Source organism: Gaoshiqia sp. US2 (assembly GCF_059705485.1).
The window spans coordinates 4,939,965-4,955,202 of the sequence record NZ_AP048550.1 but is presented as its reverse complement, the minus strand read 5'-3'; the positions used below and the strand labels follow the sequence as shown (position 1 = coordinate 4,955,202).

General features: G+C 42.0%; 15 protein-coding genes. 14 read left to right on the top strand and 1 reads right to left on the bottom strand.

The window, feature by feature from the left end; translation table 11 throughout:
• The 8 genes from secY to rplQ all read left to right on the top strand — a co-directional run bounded on the left by secY (position 1) and on the right by rplQ (position 4,795).
• Entirely contained in the window at positions 1 to 1,344 is a 1,344-nt protein-coding gene (gene secY, locus AC6H3C_RS19815; RefSeq protein WP_497517256.1) for a preprotein translocase subunit SecY, read from the top strand.
• Between the two features lie 77 nt (positions 1,345 to 1,421).
• A complete protein-coding gene (gene infA, locus AC6H3C_RS19810) occupies positions 1,422 to 1,643 on the top strand; it encodes a translation initiation factor IF-1 (protein WP_282591442.1) in 222 nt (73 codons plus the stop codon).
• 11 nt (positions 1,644 to 1,654) lie between these two features.
• Positions 1,655 to 1,771, top strand: coding sequence for a type B 50S ribosomal protein L36 (gene ykgO / locus AC6H3C_RS19805; protein ID WP_081782363.1), 117 nt, complete (start codon positions 1,655 to 1,657; stop codon positions 1,769 to 1,771).
• Positions 1,772 to 1,798: 27 nt separating this feature from the next.
• Entirely contained in the window at positions 1,799 to 2,176 is a 378-nt protein-coding gene (gene rpsM, locus AC6H3C_RS19800; protein ID WP_423126534.1) for a 30S ribosomal protein S13, read from the top strand.
• A gap of 14 nt (positions 2,177 to 2,190) precedes the next feature.
• Complete coding sequence (rpsK, locus tag AC6H3C_RS19795) at positions 2,191 to 2,580, top strand: 30S ribosomal protein S11 (RefSeq protein ID WP_423126535.1); 390 nt, start codon at positions 2,191 to 2,193, stop codon at positions 2,578 to 2,580.
• A 20-nt stretch (positions 2,581 to 2,600) separates the two neighbouring features.
• Positions 2,601 to 3,209: a 30S ribosomal protein S4 gene (gene rpsD / locus AC6H3C_RS19790; protein ID WP_497517253.1), complete on the top strand. Its 609-nt coding sequence runs from the start codon at positions 2,601 to 2,603 to the stop codon at positions 3,207 to 3,209.
• 20 nt (positions 3,210 to 3,229) lie between these two features.
• A complete protein-coding gene (locus AC6H3C_RS19785; RefSeq protein WP_497517251.1) occupies positions 3,230 to 4,222 on the top strand; it encodes a DNA-directed RNA polymerase subunit alpha in 993 nt (330 codons plus the stop codon).
• Positions 4,223 to 4,228: 6 nt separating this feature from the next.
• Positions 4,229 to 4,795 (top strand): 50S ribosomal protein L17, encoded by a 567-nt coding sequence (rplQ, locus tag AC6H3C_RS19780; RefSeq protein ID WP_497517250.1) that lies wholly within the window; start codon positions 4,229 to 4,231, stop codon positions 4,793 to 4,795.
• Between the two features lie 82 nt (positions 4,796 to 4,877).
• Here rplQ and AC6H3C_RS19775 read toward each other — a convergent pair whose 3' ends face one another.
• Positions 4,878 to 5,240: a response regulator gene (locus AC6H3C_RS19775; RefSeq protein ID WP_497517248.1), complete on the bottom strand. Its 363-nt coding sequence runs from the start codon at positions 5,238 to 5,240 to the stop codon at positions 4,878 to 4,880.
• 138 nt (positions 5,241 to 5,378) lie between these two features.
• On the opposite strand from AC6H3C_RS19775, the gene ettA reads away from it, so the two are divergent.
• From ettA to AC6H3C_RS19745, 6 genes are all read left to right on the top strand, one after another.
• Complete coding sequence (gene ettA, locus AC6H3C_RS19770) at positions 5,379 to 7,064, top strand: energy-dependent translational throttle protein EttA (protein WP_497517246.1); 1,686 nt, start codon at positions 5,379 to 5,381, stop codon at positions 7,062 to 7,064.
• Positions 7,065 to 7,431: 367 nt separating this feature from the next.
• A complete protein-coding gene (locus tag AC6H3C_RS19765) occupies positions 7,432 to 9,780 on the top strand; it encodes a TolC family protein (protein ID WP_497517245.1) in 2,349 nt (782 codons plus the stop codon).
• Positions 9,777 to 10,859 carry an efflux RND transporter periplasmic adaptor subunit gene (locus AC6H3C_RS19760; protein ID WP_497517244.1) on the top strand — a complete coding sequence of 361 codons (1,083 nt, stop codon included), beginning with the start codon at positions 9,777 to 9,779 and terminating at the stop codon, positions 10,857 to 10,859. Before AC6H3C_RS19765 ends, AC6H3C_RS19760 begins: the two co-directional genes overlap by 4 nt.
• 20 nt (positions 10,860 to 10,879) lie before the next feature.
• Complete coding sequence (locus AC6H3C_RS19755) at positions 10,880 to 14,014, top strand: efflux RND transporter permease subunit (RefSeq protein ID WP_497517242.1); 3,135 nt, start codon at positions 10,880 to 10,882, stop codon at positions 14,012 to 14,014.
• A gap of 377 nt (positions 14,015 to 14,391) precedes the next feature.
• Positions 14,392 to 14,688 (top strand): TetR/AcrR family transcriptional regulator, encoded by a 297-nt coding sequence (locus AC6H3C_RS19750; RefSeq protein WP_497517241.1) that lies wholly within the window; start codon positions 14,392 to 14,394, stop codon positions 14,686 to 14,688.
• Between the two features lie 195 nt (positions 14,689 to 14,883).
• The gene (locus AC6H3C_RS19745; protein ID WP_497517240.1) at positions 14,884 to 15,207 is read left to right on the top strand and encodes a hypothetical protein; all 324 of its coding nucleotides are present in this window, start codon (positions 14,884 to 14,886) and stop codon (positions 15,205 to 15,207) included.
• Positions 15,208 to 15,238: the final 31 nt, after the last annotated feature.

Here is a 15,238-nt window from a genome sequence, read left to right as displayed (position 1 = left end):
ATGAAAAAATTTATCGAAACCCTAAAGAATATTTATAAAATCGAGGATTTAAGAGCCCGTTTGGGCTTAACCTTATTTCTTCTTTTGATTTATCGATTAGGATCGTTTGTCGCCTTACCGGGTATTGATCCGGCTCAACTTGGACAATTGAAACAACAAACTTCAGAGGGGTTGCTGGGCTTGTTAGACATGTTCTCGGGAGGGGCTTTCTCAAACGCTTCTATATTCGCTTTAGGGATTATGCCTTACATTTCTGCTTCGATTGTTATCCAGTTAATGGGAATAGCCGTCCCGTATTTTCAACGGTTGCAAAAAGAAGGAGAATCAGGAAGAAGGAAAATCAACCAGATAACCCGTTATCTGACTGTGTTGATTTTGTTGTTCCAGGCACCGGCGTATCTTGCCAATTTAACCTATCAACTTCCTGCAGAAGCATTTGCAATGAGCGGCTGGATGTTTAAACTGACATCAACAATCATTCTGGCGGCAGGATCGATGTTTATTATGTGGTTGGGAGAACGCATCACCGATAAAGGAATAGGTAACGGTATTTCGTTGATTATCATGATTGGTATTATTGCCCGTCTGCCATTCTCTGTTTTTGCAGAGTTTGTTTCCCGTTTGGAGCAACAAGGTGGCGGTATGGTCATGTTCCTGATTGAGTTTGTCGTCCTTTTCATCGTTTTCATGGGAAGTATCCTGCTGGTACAAGGTACCCGCCGGATCCCGGTACAATATGCAAAACGCATCGTAGGAAACAAACAATACGGGGGCGTACGTCAGTATATACCATTAAAAGTGAATGCAGCCGGGGTAATGCCTATCATTTTTGCTCAGGCGATCATGTTTGTTCCAATTAGTATTGCAGGATTTGCCAATTCGGAAAGCATGAGCGGTTTTGCTGCGGCAATGTCGAATCATGTCGGGTTTTGGTATAATTTCTCTCAGTTTGTCATGGTGGTTTTGTTTACGTATTTTTACACCGCCATTACTGTAAACCCGGTACAAATGGCCGAGGACATGAAAAAGAACGGCGGTTTTATACCGGGGGTAAAACCCGGTAAAAAAACAGTCGAATTTCTCGATACAGTCATGTCGCGGATTACGCTTCCCGGATCAATTTTCCTCGGAATTGTAACCATTTTGCCCGCTTTTGCAATGATGGCCGGAATTAACACCCAGTTCGCCTATTTTTACGGTGGAACTTCTCTGTTGATTCTGGTTGGTGTGGTGCTCGATACGCTGCAACAAATTGAAAGCCACCTGTTGATGCGGCATTATGACGGTTTGATGAAATCAGGCCGGATTAAAGGACGTACAGGCGGTGGTGCTGCTATGTATTAAAAGTCTTTCATCTAAATTAACAATAGAGCCGGGATGGTTGAAAAACCGGCCCGGTATTAAATTGGACAGATAAAAATATGGCAAAGCAGCCTTCCATAGAACAAGACGGAGCAATCATCGAAGCCTTATCAAATGCGATGTTTCGGGTTGAACTCGAAAACGGGCATGTGATTACGGCACATATCTCTGGTAAAATGCGGATGCATTATATCAAAATTCTTCCGGGAGATAAGGTAAAAGTGGAGATGTCTCCATACGACCTGACTAAAGGACGGATTACTTTTAGATATAAAAATTAAAGTACGAAATAATGAAAGTAAGAGTATCCATTAAGAAGCGCAGCGCCGACTGCAAAATTGTTCGCAGAAAAGGCCGTTTGTACGTGATCAATAAAAAGAACCCAAAGTTCAAACAGCGTCAAGGATAATTAATTAACTTTGTAAAATTTTTTTTTATGGCTCGTATTGTTGGAGTTGATATTCCTAATAATAAAAGAGGTGAAGTGGCATTAACCTATGTTTTCGGTATTGGCCGGAACCGTGCCCGGTTCGTCCTCGAAAAAGCTGGCGTTGATTTTGACACCAAAGTGCAGGATTGGAATGATGACCAATTTGCTGCAATTCGTAAAGTCATCGGCGAAAGTTTCAAAGTTGAAGGTGAACTTCGGTCTGAAAACCAGTTGAACATTAAACGATTGATGGACATCGGTTGCTACCGTGGTATCCGTCACCGTATTGGCCTTCCTGTACGCGGGCAAAGTACTAAAAACAACGCCCGTACACGTAAAGGAAAGAAGAAAACTGTAGCTAATAAGAAAAAAGCCACTAAATAATTGATAATTAAGTTATGGCAAAAAAATCCGGAACTACAAGAAAAAGAGTTGTTAACGTTGAAGCTACTGGCCAGGCGCATATTCATTCCTCATTCAATAATATTATCATTTCACTGACCAATAATAACGGAGAAGTAATCTCCTGGTCGTCGGCTGGTAAAAAAGGATTCAGAGGTTCAAAGAAAAATACGCCTTATGCTGCACAGGTAGCCGCAGAAGAATGTGCAAAAACGGCCTATGACCTGGGTCTCAGAAAAGTAAAAGTCTTTGTGAAAGGCCCCGGAAACGGTCGTGAGTCTGCTATTCGTGCGATTAACAGCGTGGGAATTCAGGTAAACGAAATTGTTGATGTGACTCCATTGCCACACAACGGTTGCCGCCCTGCAAAAAGAAGACGTGTTTAATCTTTTAATTTGGATGAATAATGGCAAGATATAGAGGCCCAAAATCAAAAATCGCGCGAAAATTTGGTGAACCAATTTTCGGCCCAGACAAAGTTCTTGAAAAGAAAAATTATCCTCCCGGTTTTCATGGATTAGCCAGCCGCAGACGTAAAAAATCTGAATACGGGTTGCAATTGCGTGAAAAACAAAAGGCTAAATACACTTATGGCGTGTTGGAAAGACAGTTTGCCAATTTGTTCCACAAAGCTTCTGCAGCGAAGGGGATTACCGGTGAGGTATTACTTCAGTTGTTGGAATCTAGGTTGGACAACGTGGCTTACCGTCTCGGATTAGCCCGCACCCGCGCAGCTGCGCGGCAGTTGGTGAGCCACAAACACATCATGGTTAACGGTGAAATCGTTAATATTCCTTCTTATCAACTTCGTCCCGGCGATGTAGTGAGTGTACGCGAAAAATCAAAATCGCTCGAAATTATTTCAGCTGCTTTGACTTCTCATCGCTACAACAAATGCGCCTGGTTGGAGTGGGATGGAGCCCAAATGGCCGGAAAATTCCTGAATCGCCCGGAACGGGAAGAAATTCCAGAAAACATTAAAGAACAACTGATCGTAGAGTTGTATTCTAAATAATAAAATTACTCAGTATTATTATGGCAATATTAGCGTTCCAAAAACCTGACAAAGTAATAATGGTAGAGTCCGATGAGAAAGTCGGTAAATTCGAATTTCGTCCATTGGAGCCTGGTTATGGGATTACCATCGGTAATGCCTTGCGTCGAATCCTGTTATCTTCGTTAGAGGGCTATGCAATAACTACCGTTAAAATAGAAAGCGTAGACCACGAGTTTGCAACGGTTAAAGGAATCATGGAAGATGTGACTGAAATCATCCTGAACCTGAAACAAATCCGTTTTAAACGTGAAGTAGAAGATTTTGACAGTGAGAAAATTTCTATCACCATTACCGGACAGGAAAAATTTACGGCTGGCGACATCAATAAATTTATGACCGGTTTCCGTGTCTTAAATCCAGAGCTGGTTATTTGCCGCATGGAAGCTGATGTTAAATTGCAAATGGAAATTACCATAAGCAAAGGTCGCGGCTATGTTCCCAGCGCTGAAAATAAGCCGGTAGATGCTGAGTTTGGTATAATTCCGATTGATTCAATTTTCACACCAATTAAAAATGTGAAATATGCAGTCGAAAACTATCGGGTTGAGCAGAAAACCGACTATGAAAAGTTGGTTCTCGAAATCAAAACCGATGGTTCAATCCATCCAAAAGATGCCTTGAAAGAAGCTGCCAAGATCCTGATTTATCACTTCATGTTATTCTCTGACGAAAAAATTACCCTTGATTCGGACGAGAAATTTGCAAACGAAGAATTTGATGAAGAAGTGCTGCACATGCGTCAACTTCTGAAAACCAAATTGGTTGATATGGATCTGTCAGTTCGTGCATTAAACTGTTTGAAAGCTGCCGATGTGGAAACGTTGGGCGAATTGGTTACCTATAACCGGAACGATTTGCTTAAATTCAGAAATTTCGGTAAAAAATCGCTGACAGAGTTGGATGATCTGTTGAATGTGATGAACCTGACATTCGGAATGGATATTAGTAAGTATAAATTAGACAAGGAATAAGCACAAATGAGACATAATAAAAAATTCAACCATCTGGGAAGGAAAAGCGCTCATCGGAAAGCTTTGCTGTCGAATATGGCCAATTCTTTGATTTTGCACAAAAGAATTACCACCACCACTGCAAAGGCAAAAGCGCTAAAGATGTATGTTGAGCCGCTTATTACAAAGGCGAAAAATGATACCACACACTCACGTCGTACCGTTTTCAGCTACTTGAAAAGTAAAACCGTTGTGGCTGAACTTTTCAGAGATGTAGCCGAAAAAATCGGCGATCGTCCGGGTGGGTATACCCGTATCCTGAAAACAGGTAACCGTTTGGGCGACAATGCCGAAATGTGTATCATTGAGCTTGTTGATTTCAACGAAAACATGCTTGCGGCTAAAGAAACCAAGGCAAAATCACGTCGTTCGCGTCGTGGCAGCGCTAAAAAAGCAACGGAAACTGCCGCTCCCGCAGCGAAAGCCGGAGTTGTTAAAGAAGAAGTAGCCGATGTGGTTGAAGAAACCAAAGCCGAAGCTGTTGAAGAACCAACAACTGATGAAGCTCAGGCTGATGAACCGAAAGCTGAATAGTACATTCAGATATAAAATAGAAAAGCTGACTTAAAAGTCAGCTTTTTTTGTTTATGCTATTGGTCCCAAATCAACCACTGATTTATCTTGTGAAGCATTTGACCTTTTCCTGTAATGTAGCAGCAGGAACCGGTTTTACCAGGTAATCATTTGCGCCGTATTGCAGACAGCGGTTACGGTCGTTTTCCATGTTACTGGTCGTAAACACCATGATCGGAGTTTTTCGGTTGCTGTTACGCTCCAGCTGGCGAATCTTTAAGGTCGCTTCAGCTCCGTCCATAATGGGCATCCATAAATCCATAATAATTAAATCATAGAAATTATGAGCCGCTTTATTAACCGCTTCCTCTCCGTCATTTGCCGTATCGATATCGTGAGAATTCCGAAGTGAGTATTGAACAAACTTCTGATTAATCGGATTATCATCTACAACTAATATTTTCAAAGCAGACTTTTTTGATTAAAAATTACAGTTTAAATATACGCATATTCATCCCAAAAATCATTTACATTTGCTAACTGAAGTTTTGGATTGGATAGTTCAAAATACCATTTTGACAGATTAGCTAATAAATTGACAGATATGAGCGACGACAAAAAGATTATTTTTTCGATGTACCGGGTGAGCAAAACTTACCCTCCCCAAAAGCAAGTGATTAAAGATATTTCCCTTTCATTTTTCCTTGGAGCCAAAATTGGGATCATCGGTTTGAACGGATCAGGAAAATCGACCTTGCTTAAAATTATTGCAGGCCTCGAAAAATCATACCAGGGCGAAGTCGTGTTTTCACCCGGCTACAGTGTGGGTTACCTGGAACAGGAGCCACACCTCGATCCTTCAAAAACGGTTAAAGAAATCGTGGAAGAAGGCGTACAGGAAGTGGTTGACGTGTTAAAAGCCTACGAGGAAGTAAACATGCGTTTTGCCGATCCCGATGTACTGGAAGATCCGGACAAGATGGATGCCCTCATGAATGAACAGGCCCGGCTTCAGGAGAAAATTGACCAATACGATGCCTGGAACCTGGATACAAAACTCGAACGCGCAATGGATGCCTTACGTTGTCCTCCGGGCGATCAGCCGGTGAGCGAGCTTTCGGGCGGCGAGCAGCGTCGTGTGGCTTTATGTCGTTTGTTGCTGAAAGAGCCCGATGTGCTTTTACTTGACGAGCCGACCAACCACCTTGACGCTGAATCAGTACAGTGGCTTGAATTACATTTGCAGCAATATAAAGGAACGGTGATCTGCATTACGCACGACCGCTACTTCCTCGATAATGTGGCGGGCTGGATTCTGGAACTCGACCGGGGCGAAGGCATCCCGTGGAAAGGAAACTATACCTCATGGCTTGAGCAAAAATCGCAGAGGCTGGCGATGGAGGAAAAACAACAATCCAAGCGCCGGAAAACCCTGGAGCGTGAGCTGGAATGGATCCGCATGGCTCCCAAAGCCCGCCATGCCAAGGCCAAAGCCCGTTTAAGTGCTTACGACCAGTTGATGAATGAGGACGTGAAACAAAAAGAGGAAAAACTGGAAATCTTCATTCCGAATGGCCCCCGTTTGGGAGAGAAGGTGATTGAAGCGCATGCTGTATCGAAAGGATTTGGCGATCGGCTCTTGTTCGAAAATCTTGACTTTGTGTTGCCTCCCAACGGGATTGTTGGCGTTATTGGTCCCAACGGCGCCGGAAAAACCACGCTCTTTAAGCTGATCATGAAACAACTTGAAGCCGATAAGGGAACTTTTGAGGTGGGAGAAACGGTGAAGCTGGCCTATGTTGATCAGTCGCACGCGGCCATCGATCCGAATAAAACGGTTTATGAAGTGATTTCGGGCGGGAATGATTTGATCGCGATGGGGGGCCGCCAGATTAATGCCCGCGCTTACGTTTCGCGTTTTAACTTTACAGGTTCCGACCAGGAAAAGAAATGCGGTATTCTTTCGGGCGGCGAGCGCAACCGGCTGCATCTGGCTATGGCCCTGAAAGAAGAAGGGAACGTGTTGCTGCTCGACGAACCAACCAACGATATTGATGTAAATACCTTGCGGGCGCTGGAAGAAGGATTGGAAGACTTTGCCGGTTGCGCGGTGGTGATCTCGCACGACCGCTGGTTTCTCGACCGTATTGCCACCCATATCCTGGCATTTGAAGGCGAATCGCGCGTGTATTTCTTCGAAGGAAGTTATTCTGAATACGAAGAAAACAAAAAGAAACGACTGGGCGACGATGGTCCGCACCGGATTAAGTATAAAAAACTGGTGAAATAGCCTTCTTCTTTTCAAATGCTGTGGAATGATGAAACAGCATATACCTAAAATTTCCTGCTGTGAAAAATCTTTTTTTCACAGCAGGAAATTTTTTTCTACCGTACACAAACCCCACGTATGGAAACCTTGGGCGAAAAATAGTACAATAAGATGTTGCAAAATCAAATATTTTGCCGTTTCTTTGTTAGTGAATACAAACTAACTCAAATTATATTGCTTTTATACATGTAGATTTAAACTTAAAAGCTTGTTGTCAAATTGGACCAGAAATGTACATTAGGCAGGAGTTAATCTTGGAAAGGGAGATAAAAAGCTTCAAATTAAAACAGGTTATACAGAAAACTGAATTAATTAATTTACAACCCACATGAGCACTACTAAAATATTTTTGAAAATAATCATCGGACTGCTGATCATACCGACAACTATTCAAGCCCAGTCTACACTCAATATTGGTATTCTTAAAGATGCAGATACCAATGAATTTGAACTTCTCAGCAAACAATTGAAGCTTGAGGTAGAGGCATTAACAGAGAGCGGAGACAGTGTGGCTTTTAAGGAAGTGACTTCGGCATGGAACTATGAAGTAGCAACACAGCATCTGCAAACTTTTTTTAGTGATCCAAACATCGATATCATTATCACCCTTGGATTCCTCTCTTCCGATGCAGCCGCAAGCCTATCTTCGTATCCAAAACCGGTTATTGCGTCTACTATTCTGGACCAGGAACTTCAGAAATTGCCTACGGGTACAGATCAAGGATCAGAAATTGATAATTTTTCCTACATCGAATCATGGATTCGCTTAAAAAGCGATCTGCAGGACTTTCACAATGTGTTTAATTTCAAGCACCTGGCGATTATACTTCCCCAAACAATATATGAGCAGTTTGCTCCGATAAGCCAGTTGCTCAAATCAGACACCAACGCGTTTGATGTCACCTTTGTTCCGGTTGAAGGTGGCGAGCAAGCGCCACCAAGGCTGCTATCCAACATTGATGCTGCCTTTGTATTTCCATTGATCCAACATTCACAGCCGGAAATAGAAGACTTCTTTGAAGAACTGAACAACCAACAAATTCCTTCATTGGCCATAAGCGGAATTTGCTATCTGGAAAATGGTGCCACCTTAACCTTTACTCCACAGTTCTCCTTGCAGCAAATGGCACGACAAGTAGCCTTACATGTGGGAAAGATCAGAAGAGGAACTAATCTTGCCCAAATTCCAATTGCAATAAACAGAGAAATACGCCCGCCTGTTGTCAATATGGAATCCCTCAGGAAAATTGATCAGTTCCCGAGATGGGAAGTATTGGAAAACGCTATTTTGATGAACGTTGCAAAGATTCCTGGAGAGGAATTAAGCTTTCGTCACGCAATTGCCATCGTATTGGAAAACAACCTGAAAGGCAAGATTACCAATCAGGATTTATTGATTGCACAAAAGGACGTCCGAATCGCTCAATCTGCCATTCTCCCACAAATCGAGCTATCAGGCACAGGAGCTCAGCTAAGTCAGAACCTGGTTGAAGCCTCCATGGGGCAAAAAGGAGAATTTACCGTCACCGGATCAGCTTCATTGAAACAAGTTATCTATTCGGAAGCAGCTTTTGCAAACATTGCCATAAAGAAACTTGCGGCCGAAAATGTAGAGCAGTACAATAAGCAAGTCACACTTGATCTTGTTCTGGAGGTCTCCAAAGCATATATTTCCTTACTTTTTGCAAAAAGCAATCTTCAAATTAAAAACGAGAATGTTTATACGACTCTACAAAACCTGGAAATGGCGAAAGCAAAAGAAGAAACTGGTGAAGGTAGTGTATCCGATGTGAATCGGTGGACAAGTGAACTGAACCTGAATAAAATTGATTTGAATGATGCGCAATCGAAATACAAGTCAGCGATGTACCAGCTGAACGAATTGCTTAATGCACCCATCAGCAGCTCTATTGCCACTCCTGACTCGGTTGACCTAACGGAAACCATTGTGCTCAATCAAAAGGTATTAGCCTGGTATTTCAATAACTCGAACTTGACTGAAAAGTATGCCAGCTTTCTTATTGACGAAATGTATAAGTACTCACCCGAGTTGCAGCAACTTCAGACTGCAGGTAAAATTATTGACCGTCAGAAGTCCATGCAAATCAGGCAGCTGTTTCTGCCCGAAGTTGCGCTGATTGGGAATGCCGACCAGTCATTTGTACGGGAAGGTGTAATCGCCAATCCACAACTGCCGGTCCCGCCGCCACCTGATGACATTACCTGGAACCTGGGCTTACGATTGAGTATTCCTATTTTCGAGGGTGGAAGAAAGAAAACAGAATTGCAACGTTCTGCAATTGAGCAAGATAAGATAGCCTGGCAGAAAGAAGACCTGCTCAACAAGATTGAAAAAGGCATCCGCTCAAATGTTCAATTAATGAATGCTTCGTACAAGGAGTTAGATTTGTCGGAGAAAGCAGCGCAAGCCGCTGAAGATAATTTCAGGCTCATACAGAATGCCTATTCTCTTGGAGCTGCCAACATCATTCAATTAATTGATGCCCAGAATGTAATGACAAGAACAAAGCACCTGGTAACAAGTGCATACCATCAATATATTCTAGACTTTATTCATACCGAACGTCTGCAGGGAAAGTTTTCGTTTTTAGATGATGACACGGAGCGAGATATGTATACGAGTCGATTGCTAAACTATTTAAACGAAGAAGAATGAAAGTGTATCAAGTTGTTTTAATCGCCCTGCTCCTGATGAGCTGTAGTGGAAAAAAGGACGCAAATGAAACTATACGGCCTGTATTTTATCAGAAAGTTGAGAAAACCACAACTTCTCAAAATCGCTCATTCTATGGAGTTTCACAAGCTGCGAAAGAGGCAAAACTGAGTTTCAAGGTAGGAGGAACAATCGATCAGCTGAATGTTGAGTTAGGCGATGTCGTAAAAAAAGGCACAGTCATTGCCAGTTTAGATACTTCGGATTACCTCATCAACTACAACAAAGCAATTCTTTCGCTCCGAAATGCAGAAGTGCAATATTCAGCAGCACATTCAGGCTTTCAAAGAGTTGAAAAACTTTATGCTGGCAATAATGCCTCATTAACAGATTATGAAAAATCAAAAGCACAGTTCGAGTCGGCTGAAGCGATGGTAAAAACAGCGCAATCACAAGTGAAAGCTGCCAAAAACCAACTAGACTATACTCGCCTGGTCGCTCCTTTTGATGGAACAATATCCGCTATTTTAGCTGATGAAAACGAAATGACCAGCGCAGGCCGCCCAATCGTCGTATTCTCTTCAACCAGTAATATTGAGGTTAAGACCTCCATTCCTGAGAACATGATTAATCAAATTGAAAAAGGCCAGTTGGTTACCGTCAGTTTTATTACTTTGCCAGGAGAATCTTTCCAGGGAAAGGTAAATGAGATCAGTCCGGGAACCCAAGGTGCTTCTTCGTATCCGGTAATCATTCAAATATCCGAGCCATCAACGGGCTTACTACCCGGAATGACTGGCAACATTCAAATTCCACTGCATGAAGACAAGGCTCATGGAACTATAATTGTCGCCCCCGATGCAATTAGTCATGATAAGGATGGTGATTTTGTTTATCTCGCCGACAAAAGCAATGAGCCTGACCTGTATATTGTTACAAAAAGAGTTGTCAATCTTGGTGATCTAACTTCTTCGGGGTATGAAGTCACAAACGGATTGAAAGACGGAGAGATTGTTATTACTGCCGGCATCCGCTTTCTGTACGAGGGAAGAACGGTGAAGTTAATCGATCAGGCGAAATAATAAACCTATACACAGCAGATATGAACCTTACCCGAATAACCTTCAATAATAACCGGATCACGATTATAGCCATTCTGATTGTGGCCTTTATAGGCGTTGCCAACTATTTTCAACTGGAGCGGGATAGTATGCCGCCTTATACGATTAGGATGGCGACAGTGGTTACAAAATTCCCGGGGGCTTCTCCCCAGAAAGTTGAATCACTAGTGACTGATCCTTTGGAAGAAGCAATCCGCGAAATGGCTGAAGTTAAAACAATTGAAAGTGAATCGCGGAACGGACTTTCGGTTATCACCGTGGAGCTTATTTCTCAGGTCAACAAAGGTCAACTTCAAGCTGTTTGGGAAAATCTCCGGAATAAGGTTGATGATGTAAAACCCGCTCTTCCTTCAGGTATTTTTGGTCCTATTGTAAAGGATGAAGACATTGGGACAGTTTTCGGAATTATTTTGGGAGTTACGGGTGACGGAGTTCCTTACAATCAATTAGAAGACTACGCCAAAGAAGTCCGCGAACAGTTATTATATCTTCCCGATGCCGCGAAAGTGAAATATGGTGGAGTTCAGGAAGAACGGATTTTCGTTGAATTTGATGACAAGCAATTAGCTCGTTATGGGTTAAATGCCAGTAAACTTCGAAATATTGTTTCTGCAACCAACATTTTGTATCCCGGTGGTGAAATTAACATGGGTCGTAAGCGGATTGTTCTTGAACCTTCGGGTAGCTTTGAAACCCTGGATGATCTGAAAAAAATTTTAATTCCAACGGCCAATGGAGCTCCCTTATTTTTAGAAGACATCACTACAAATATTTACCAAGACTACATAACTCCACGTGAAAAGATTGTCAAAATAAATGGACAACCTGCCATTGCCCTTTTCATCTCGTTAAAGGACGGGGCCAATATTGTGCGGCTGGGGGAAGATGTAGACAGAGCATTGGCACGAATCAACAGTACCCTACCCATAGGTATAGAGGTTGTTCGATCAGCGTCTCAGGATCAAGTGGTGAGTGGACAGGTTAACGACTTTTTGATCAACCTGCTGCAGAGCGTGGTAATCGTTCTTGCAGTGATGTTTTTCTTTTTAGGATTTAGAACGGGCTCGCTGGTGGCAGCACTGTTGCCCATGGCTATTCTGTCAACTTTTTTCTTCCTGGGATTGCTCAACCTGGGATTAAATAAAGTATCGCTGGCAGCGCTAATCATCTCGCTTGGTTTATTGGTCGACAACGGCATTGTGATGGCAGAATCCATCCTGGTAAACATGGAAAATGGAATGAGCACCTTTAAAGCAAGTGTATACTCCTGTAAAGTGTTAATCATCCCGTTGTTAATTTCTTCACTAACCACTGCATCAGCCTTCTTGCCGTTTGCCTTAGCCCAAACACCCATGGGAGAAATTTCGTCCCCCTTATTCTGGGTGGTCAGTCTAACACTTTTAAGTTCGTGGCTACTTGCATTTACATTTATTCCCTTGTTGGCGATGCTTATTATAAAAGGCAACTCGACAACCAACACCAAGAAAGAAAATGCAGTTGACCGTAACATGAAAAAAATTAATCTATGGTATAACGGCTTGCTGTTTCGTGTTCTAAAAAAACCATTTTTATTTTTAGGATTTATTGCGGCATTATTTATCATCTCGTTACTGATGATACCACTATTGCCTTTTAAACTGGTGCCCGACAGCGATCGGAACCTGGTAACGGTCGACATTAAATTCCCTTCAGGTACGCAAATTGAGTATACAGAAAAAGCCGTGAATGATATTGGGAATTACATTCTGGGTTCTCTTTTCGTGGATCCCGGGACAACAAAAAGGCCTGGAGTTATTGATTTTTCCTCGTTTATTGGTGAAGGTCCGGAACCCTACGATCTGGGGTATTTTAAAGATGAAGCCAATTCTAATTATGCACATATGTTGCTAAATACGACGGGTGATGTCGACAACGACTACATCATTGCCAAAGTTGATAGTTTTTGCCTCAATCATATTCCCGACGCCGATATTCGGGTAAACCGGCTGACAGGTGCCGGTGCATCCGGAACGCCGGTTGAAATCCGTGTTTCCGGGGAAGATCAGGAGCAACTGGCTGTTTTGTCGGAAAAGGTAAAAGAAAAGCTGGTTACAATAGAAGGGGCAAAAAACATTACCGACGATTGGGGACCAAAGATTAATAAGCTCATTGTGGATATCCATCCTGATAAAGCAAAACGGGTGGGGTTGACCAATATGGAAATTGCCATGGCTTTAAATACAGGACTGTCAGGTATGAAGATAGACGACTTTCGGGAAGACAGCGAACGTATCCCAATCTACATGAAGAATGACAAGAATAAGGAGCACGATATAAGTTCCGTCAAAGCCTTTAGTATTTATTCCGAGACAATGCGTCAAAATGTTACTCTGGCTCAGGTAGCCGATGTTAGGATGGATTGGGAATTTTCAAAAGTGATCCGAAAAGATTTAAAGAAAACCAGAACGGTAGGTGCTTATTTGCAGTCAGGGTATAACGCCTCTGACATTTTTGAAGCTATTGGTCCATGGATGAAAGAGCAAAAGGCATCTTGGGATCCTGGCTACGATTACGAGTTTGGTGGCGAAGATGAAGATACGAATGAGAATCTTGGGGCAATTTTTTCAAATTTACCTCTGGCGTTTTCTCTCATTTTATTGCTTTTGGTGCTTCAATTTAACTCCATAAGGAAATCTGGGATTATTGTTCTGGCAATTCCTCTCGGAATGATTGGAGTAGTCATCGGGTGGTTTGTCGGCGGCTCGTTTGTGAGTTTCTTTGGGATTCTGGGAGTAATTGCGCTTGCCGGAATTGTGGTAAATAATGCCATCATTCTCATTGACCGGATCGATGTGGAAATAGCTGAAAATCCGGAAATAGACCGGCGAGATGCCATCCTTAAGGCTGCAAACAACCGTTTCAGACCGGTCATTTTAACAACATTAACGACATCACTCGGAATGCTACCTCTTCTTTTCGGCGGTGGACTGCTGTGGGAACCTTTAACCCTGGCCATTATCTTCGGACTATTTTTTGCAACAATCATTACGTTACTTTTTGTCCCCGTTCTTTATCGTCTTTTCTTCAAAGTGCCCTTCGGGGATTATGAGTTCAACAGAGAGATACTGGAACACTGATTAGTTTTACAAAAAGAAAACTCAGCATTACTTCGAGGTAATAAATAAGTTTGCTTTCAATTGAAAAATCAATGACACGTTGACGTGTCCTTTTATTACTGTGTGGGCTGTGGAAAAGCTTGAAAATTTAAAAGCACAGACCGTGGCGTGTGGTGGGTATTGAGTCTTTGAGGTATAGAGATAGAAGAGGTCAGGGAAATACGTTTCAAAACAATGATCTGATGGGACGCCCATGGCATTTATAGCAATTTCATCTGATGATTTTTTTCTGAAATGTCTGAATATCAAATCAAATCCTCAAAATTATTTACCAAAGAGTTGGAAACTAGAAAAAAATACGTTTTCTTTGTTAGTGAATATTTACTAACAGAAAAAAAATGTTATCTGAAAGGCAAAAGCAAATCATCGTTGAATCCATTCTGCTGATAGATTCAAAAGGAGTCCATGGATTTACGATAAAGAACCTATCAAAAGAGATTGGTATTTCAGAGCCCGGTATCTATCGTCATTTTGAAAGTAAGTCTGACATCTTGTATGCAATATTCCTATTTTTGGGGTCTGTTCGGTTTTTAGTCCGCCAATGGAAAAACACGGGATACAGTTTTGATTTGAGGTCTAAAGGAGTGGATTTATTTCAAACACTAAGTGGGTTTCTGCGGGCACCACATGTTTGAAATTATAGTTGATGCAGGTAGACACGACTGAGCCAATCACTTTATGGGTATTTGTTGAGTTGCTCATCGCCAAAATGAAAGTCAACGGGCCAGTAACCTGAACCAACTATTAAATAGACATTACATATTGATCGTTTTCAATATAATAAGCTATGTGTGTGAAGTTAGTTAGTTTTAACTAATAAAATAAAGACGATGGAAAAACATGATGAAGAAATTATCGCTCAAGTTGGAAAAATAATCGTTGAATCCGGAATAGAATCCTTGTCTCCGGAAAGACTAGCCCGTGATTTAAATATCGACCAACGGACCCTTCCTTGTCATTGTGAAACAACAGAGGAAATTCTACTCACGATGTTAGAAAGTTTAGAGAGTGAATTGAATCAATTGGTAAATACGGCCAAACAACAGAATTTTTCGTCAGAGAAAGAATTGAACTATCTCTTTAAAAACCTTTACTTCTTATTTAATACCAAACCATATTATCTAACACTACTGAACGGGGAAAAAAATAAATAGGGGTTACTCCCCGAAGGTTTGGCCCCATGTT

Bases quoted from the DNA above. Each gene is read 5' to 3' on its own strand.
- secY (WP_497517256.1), top strand. From the start codon at position 1: ATGAAAAAATTTATCGAAACCCTAAAGAATATTTATAAAATCGAGGAT.
- infA (WP_282591442.1), top strand. From the start codon at position 1,422: ATGGCAAAGCAGCCTTCCATAGAACAAGACGGAGCAATCATCGAAGCC.
- ykgO (WP_081782363.1), top strand. From the start codon at position 1,655: ATGAAAGTAAGAGTATCCATTAAGAAGCGCAGCGCCGACTGCAAAATT.
- rpsM (WP_423126534.1), top strand. From the start codon at position 1,799: ATGGCTCGTATTGTTGGAGTTGATATTCCTAATAATAAAAGAGGTGAA.
- rpsK (WP_423126535.1), top strand. From the start codon at position 2,191: ATGGCAAAAAAATCCGGAACTACAAGAAAAAGAGTTGTTAACGTTGAA.
- rpsD (WP_497517253.1), top strand. From the start codon at position 2,601: ATGGCAAGATATAGAGGCCCAAAATCAAAAATCGCGCGAAAATTTGGT.
- AC6H3C_RS19785 (WP_497517251.1), top strand. From the start codon at position 3,230: ATGGCAATATTAGCGTTCCAAAAACCTGACAAAGTAATAATGGTAGAG.
- rplQ (WP_497517250.1), top strand. From the start codon at position 4,229: ATGAGACATAATAAAAAATTCAACCATCTGGGAAGGAAAAGCGCTCAT.
- ettA (WP_497517246.1), top strand. From the start codon at position 5,379: ATGAGCGACGACAAAAAGATTATTTTTTCGATGTACCGGGTGAGCAAA.
- AC6H3C_RS19765 (WP_497517245.1), top strand. From the start codon at position 7,432: ATGAGCACTACTAAAATATTTTTGAAAATAATCATCGGACTGCTGATC.
- AC6H3C_RS19760 (WP_497517244.1), top strand. From the start codon at position 9,777: ATGAAAGTGTATCAAGTTGTTTTAATCGCCCTGCTCCTGATGAGCTGT.
- AC6H3C_RS19755 (WP_497517242.1), top strand. From the start codon at position 10,880: ATGAACCTTACCCGAATAACCTTCAATAATAACCGGATCACGATTATA.
- AC6H3C_RS19750 (WP_497517241.1), top strand. From the start codon at position 14,392: ATGTTATCTGAAAGGCAAAAGCAAATCATCGTTGAATCCATTCTGCTG.
- AC6H3C_RS19745 (WP_497517240.1), top strand. From the start codon at position 14,884: ATGGAAAAACATGATGAAGAAATTATCGCTCAAGTTGGAAAAATAATC.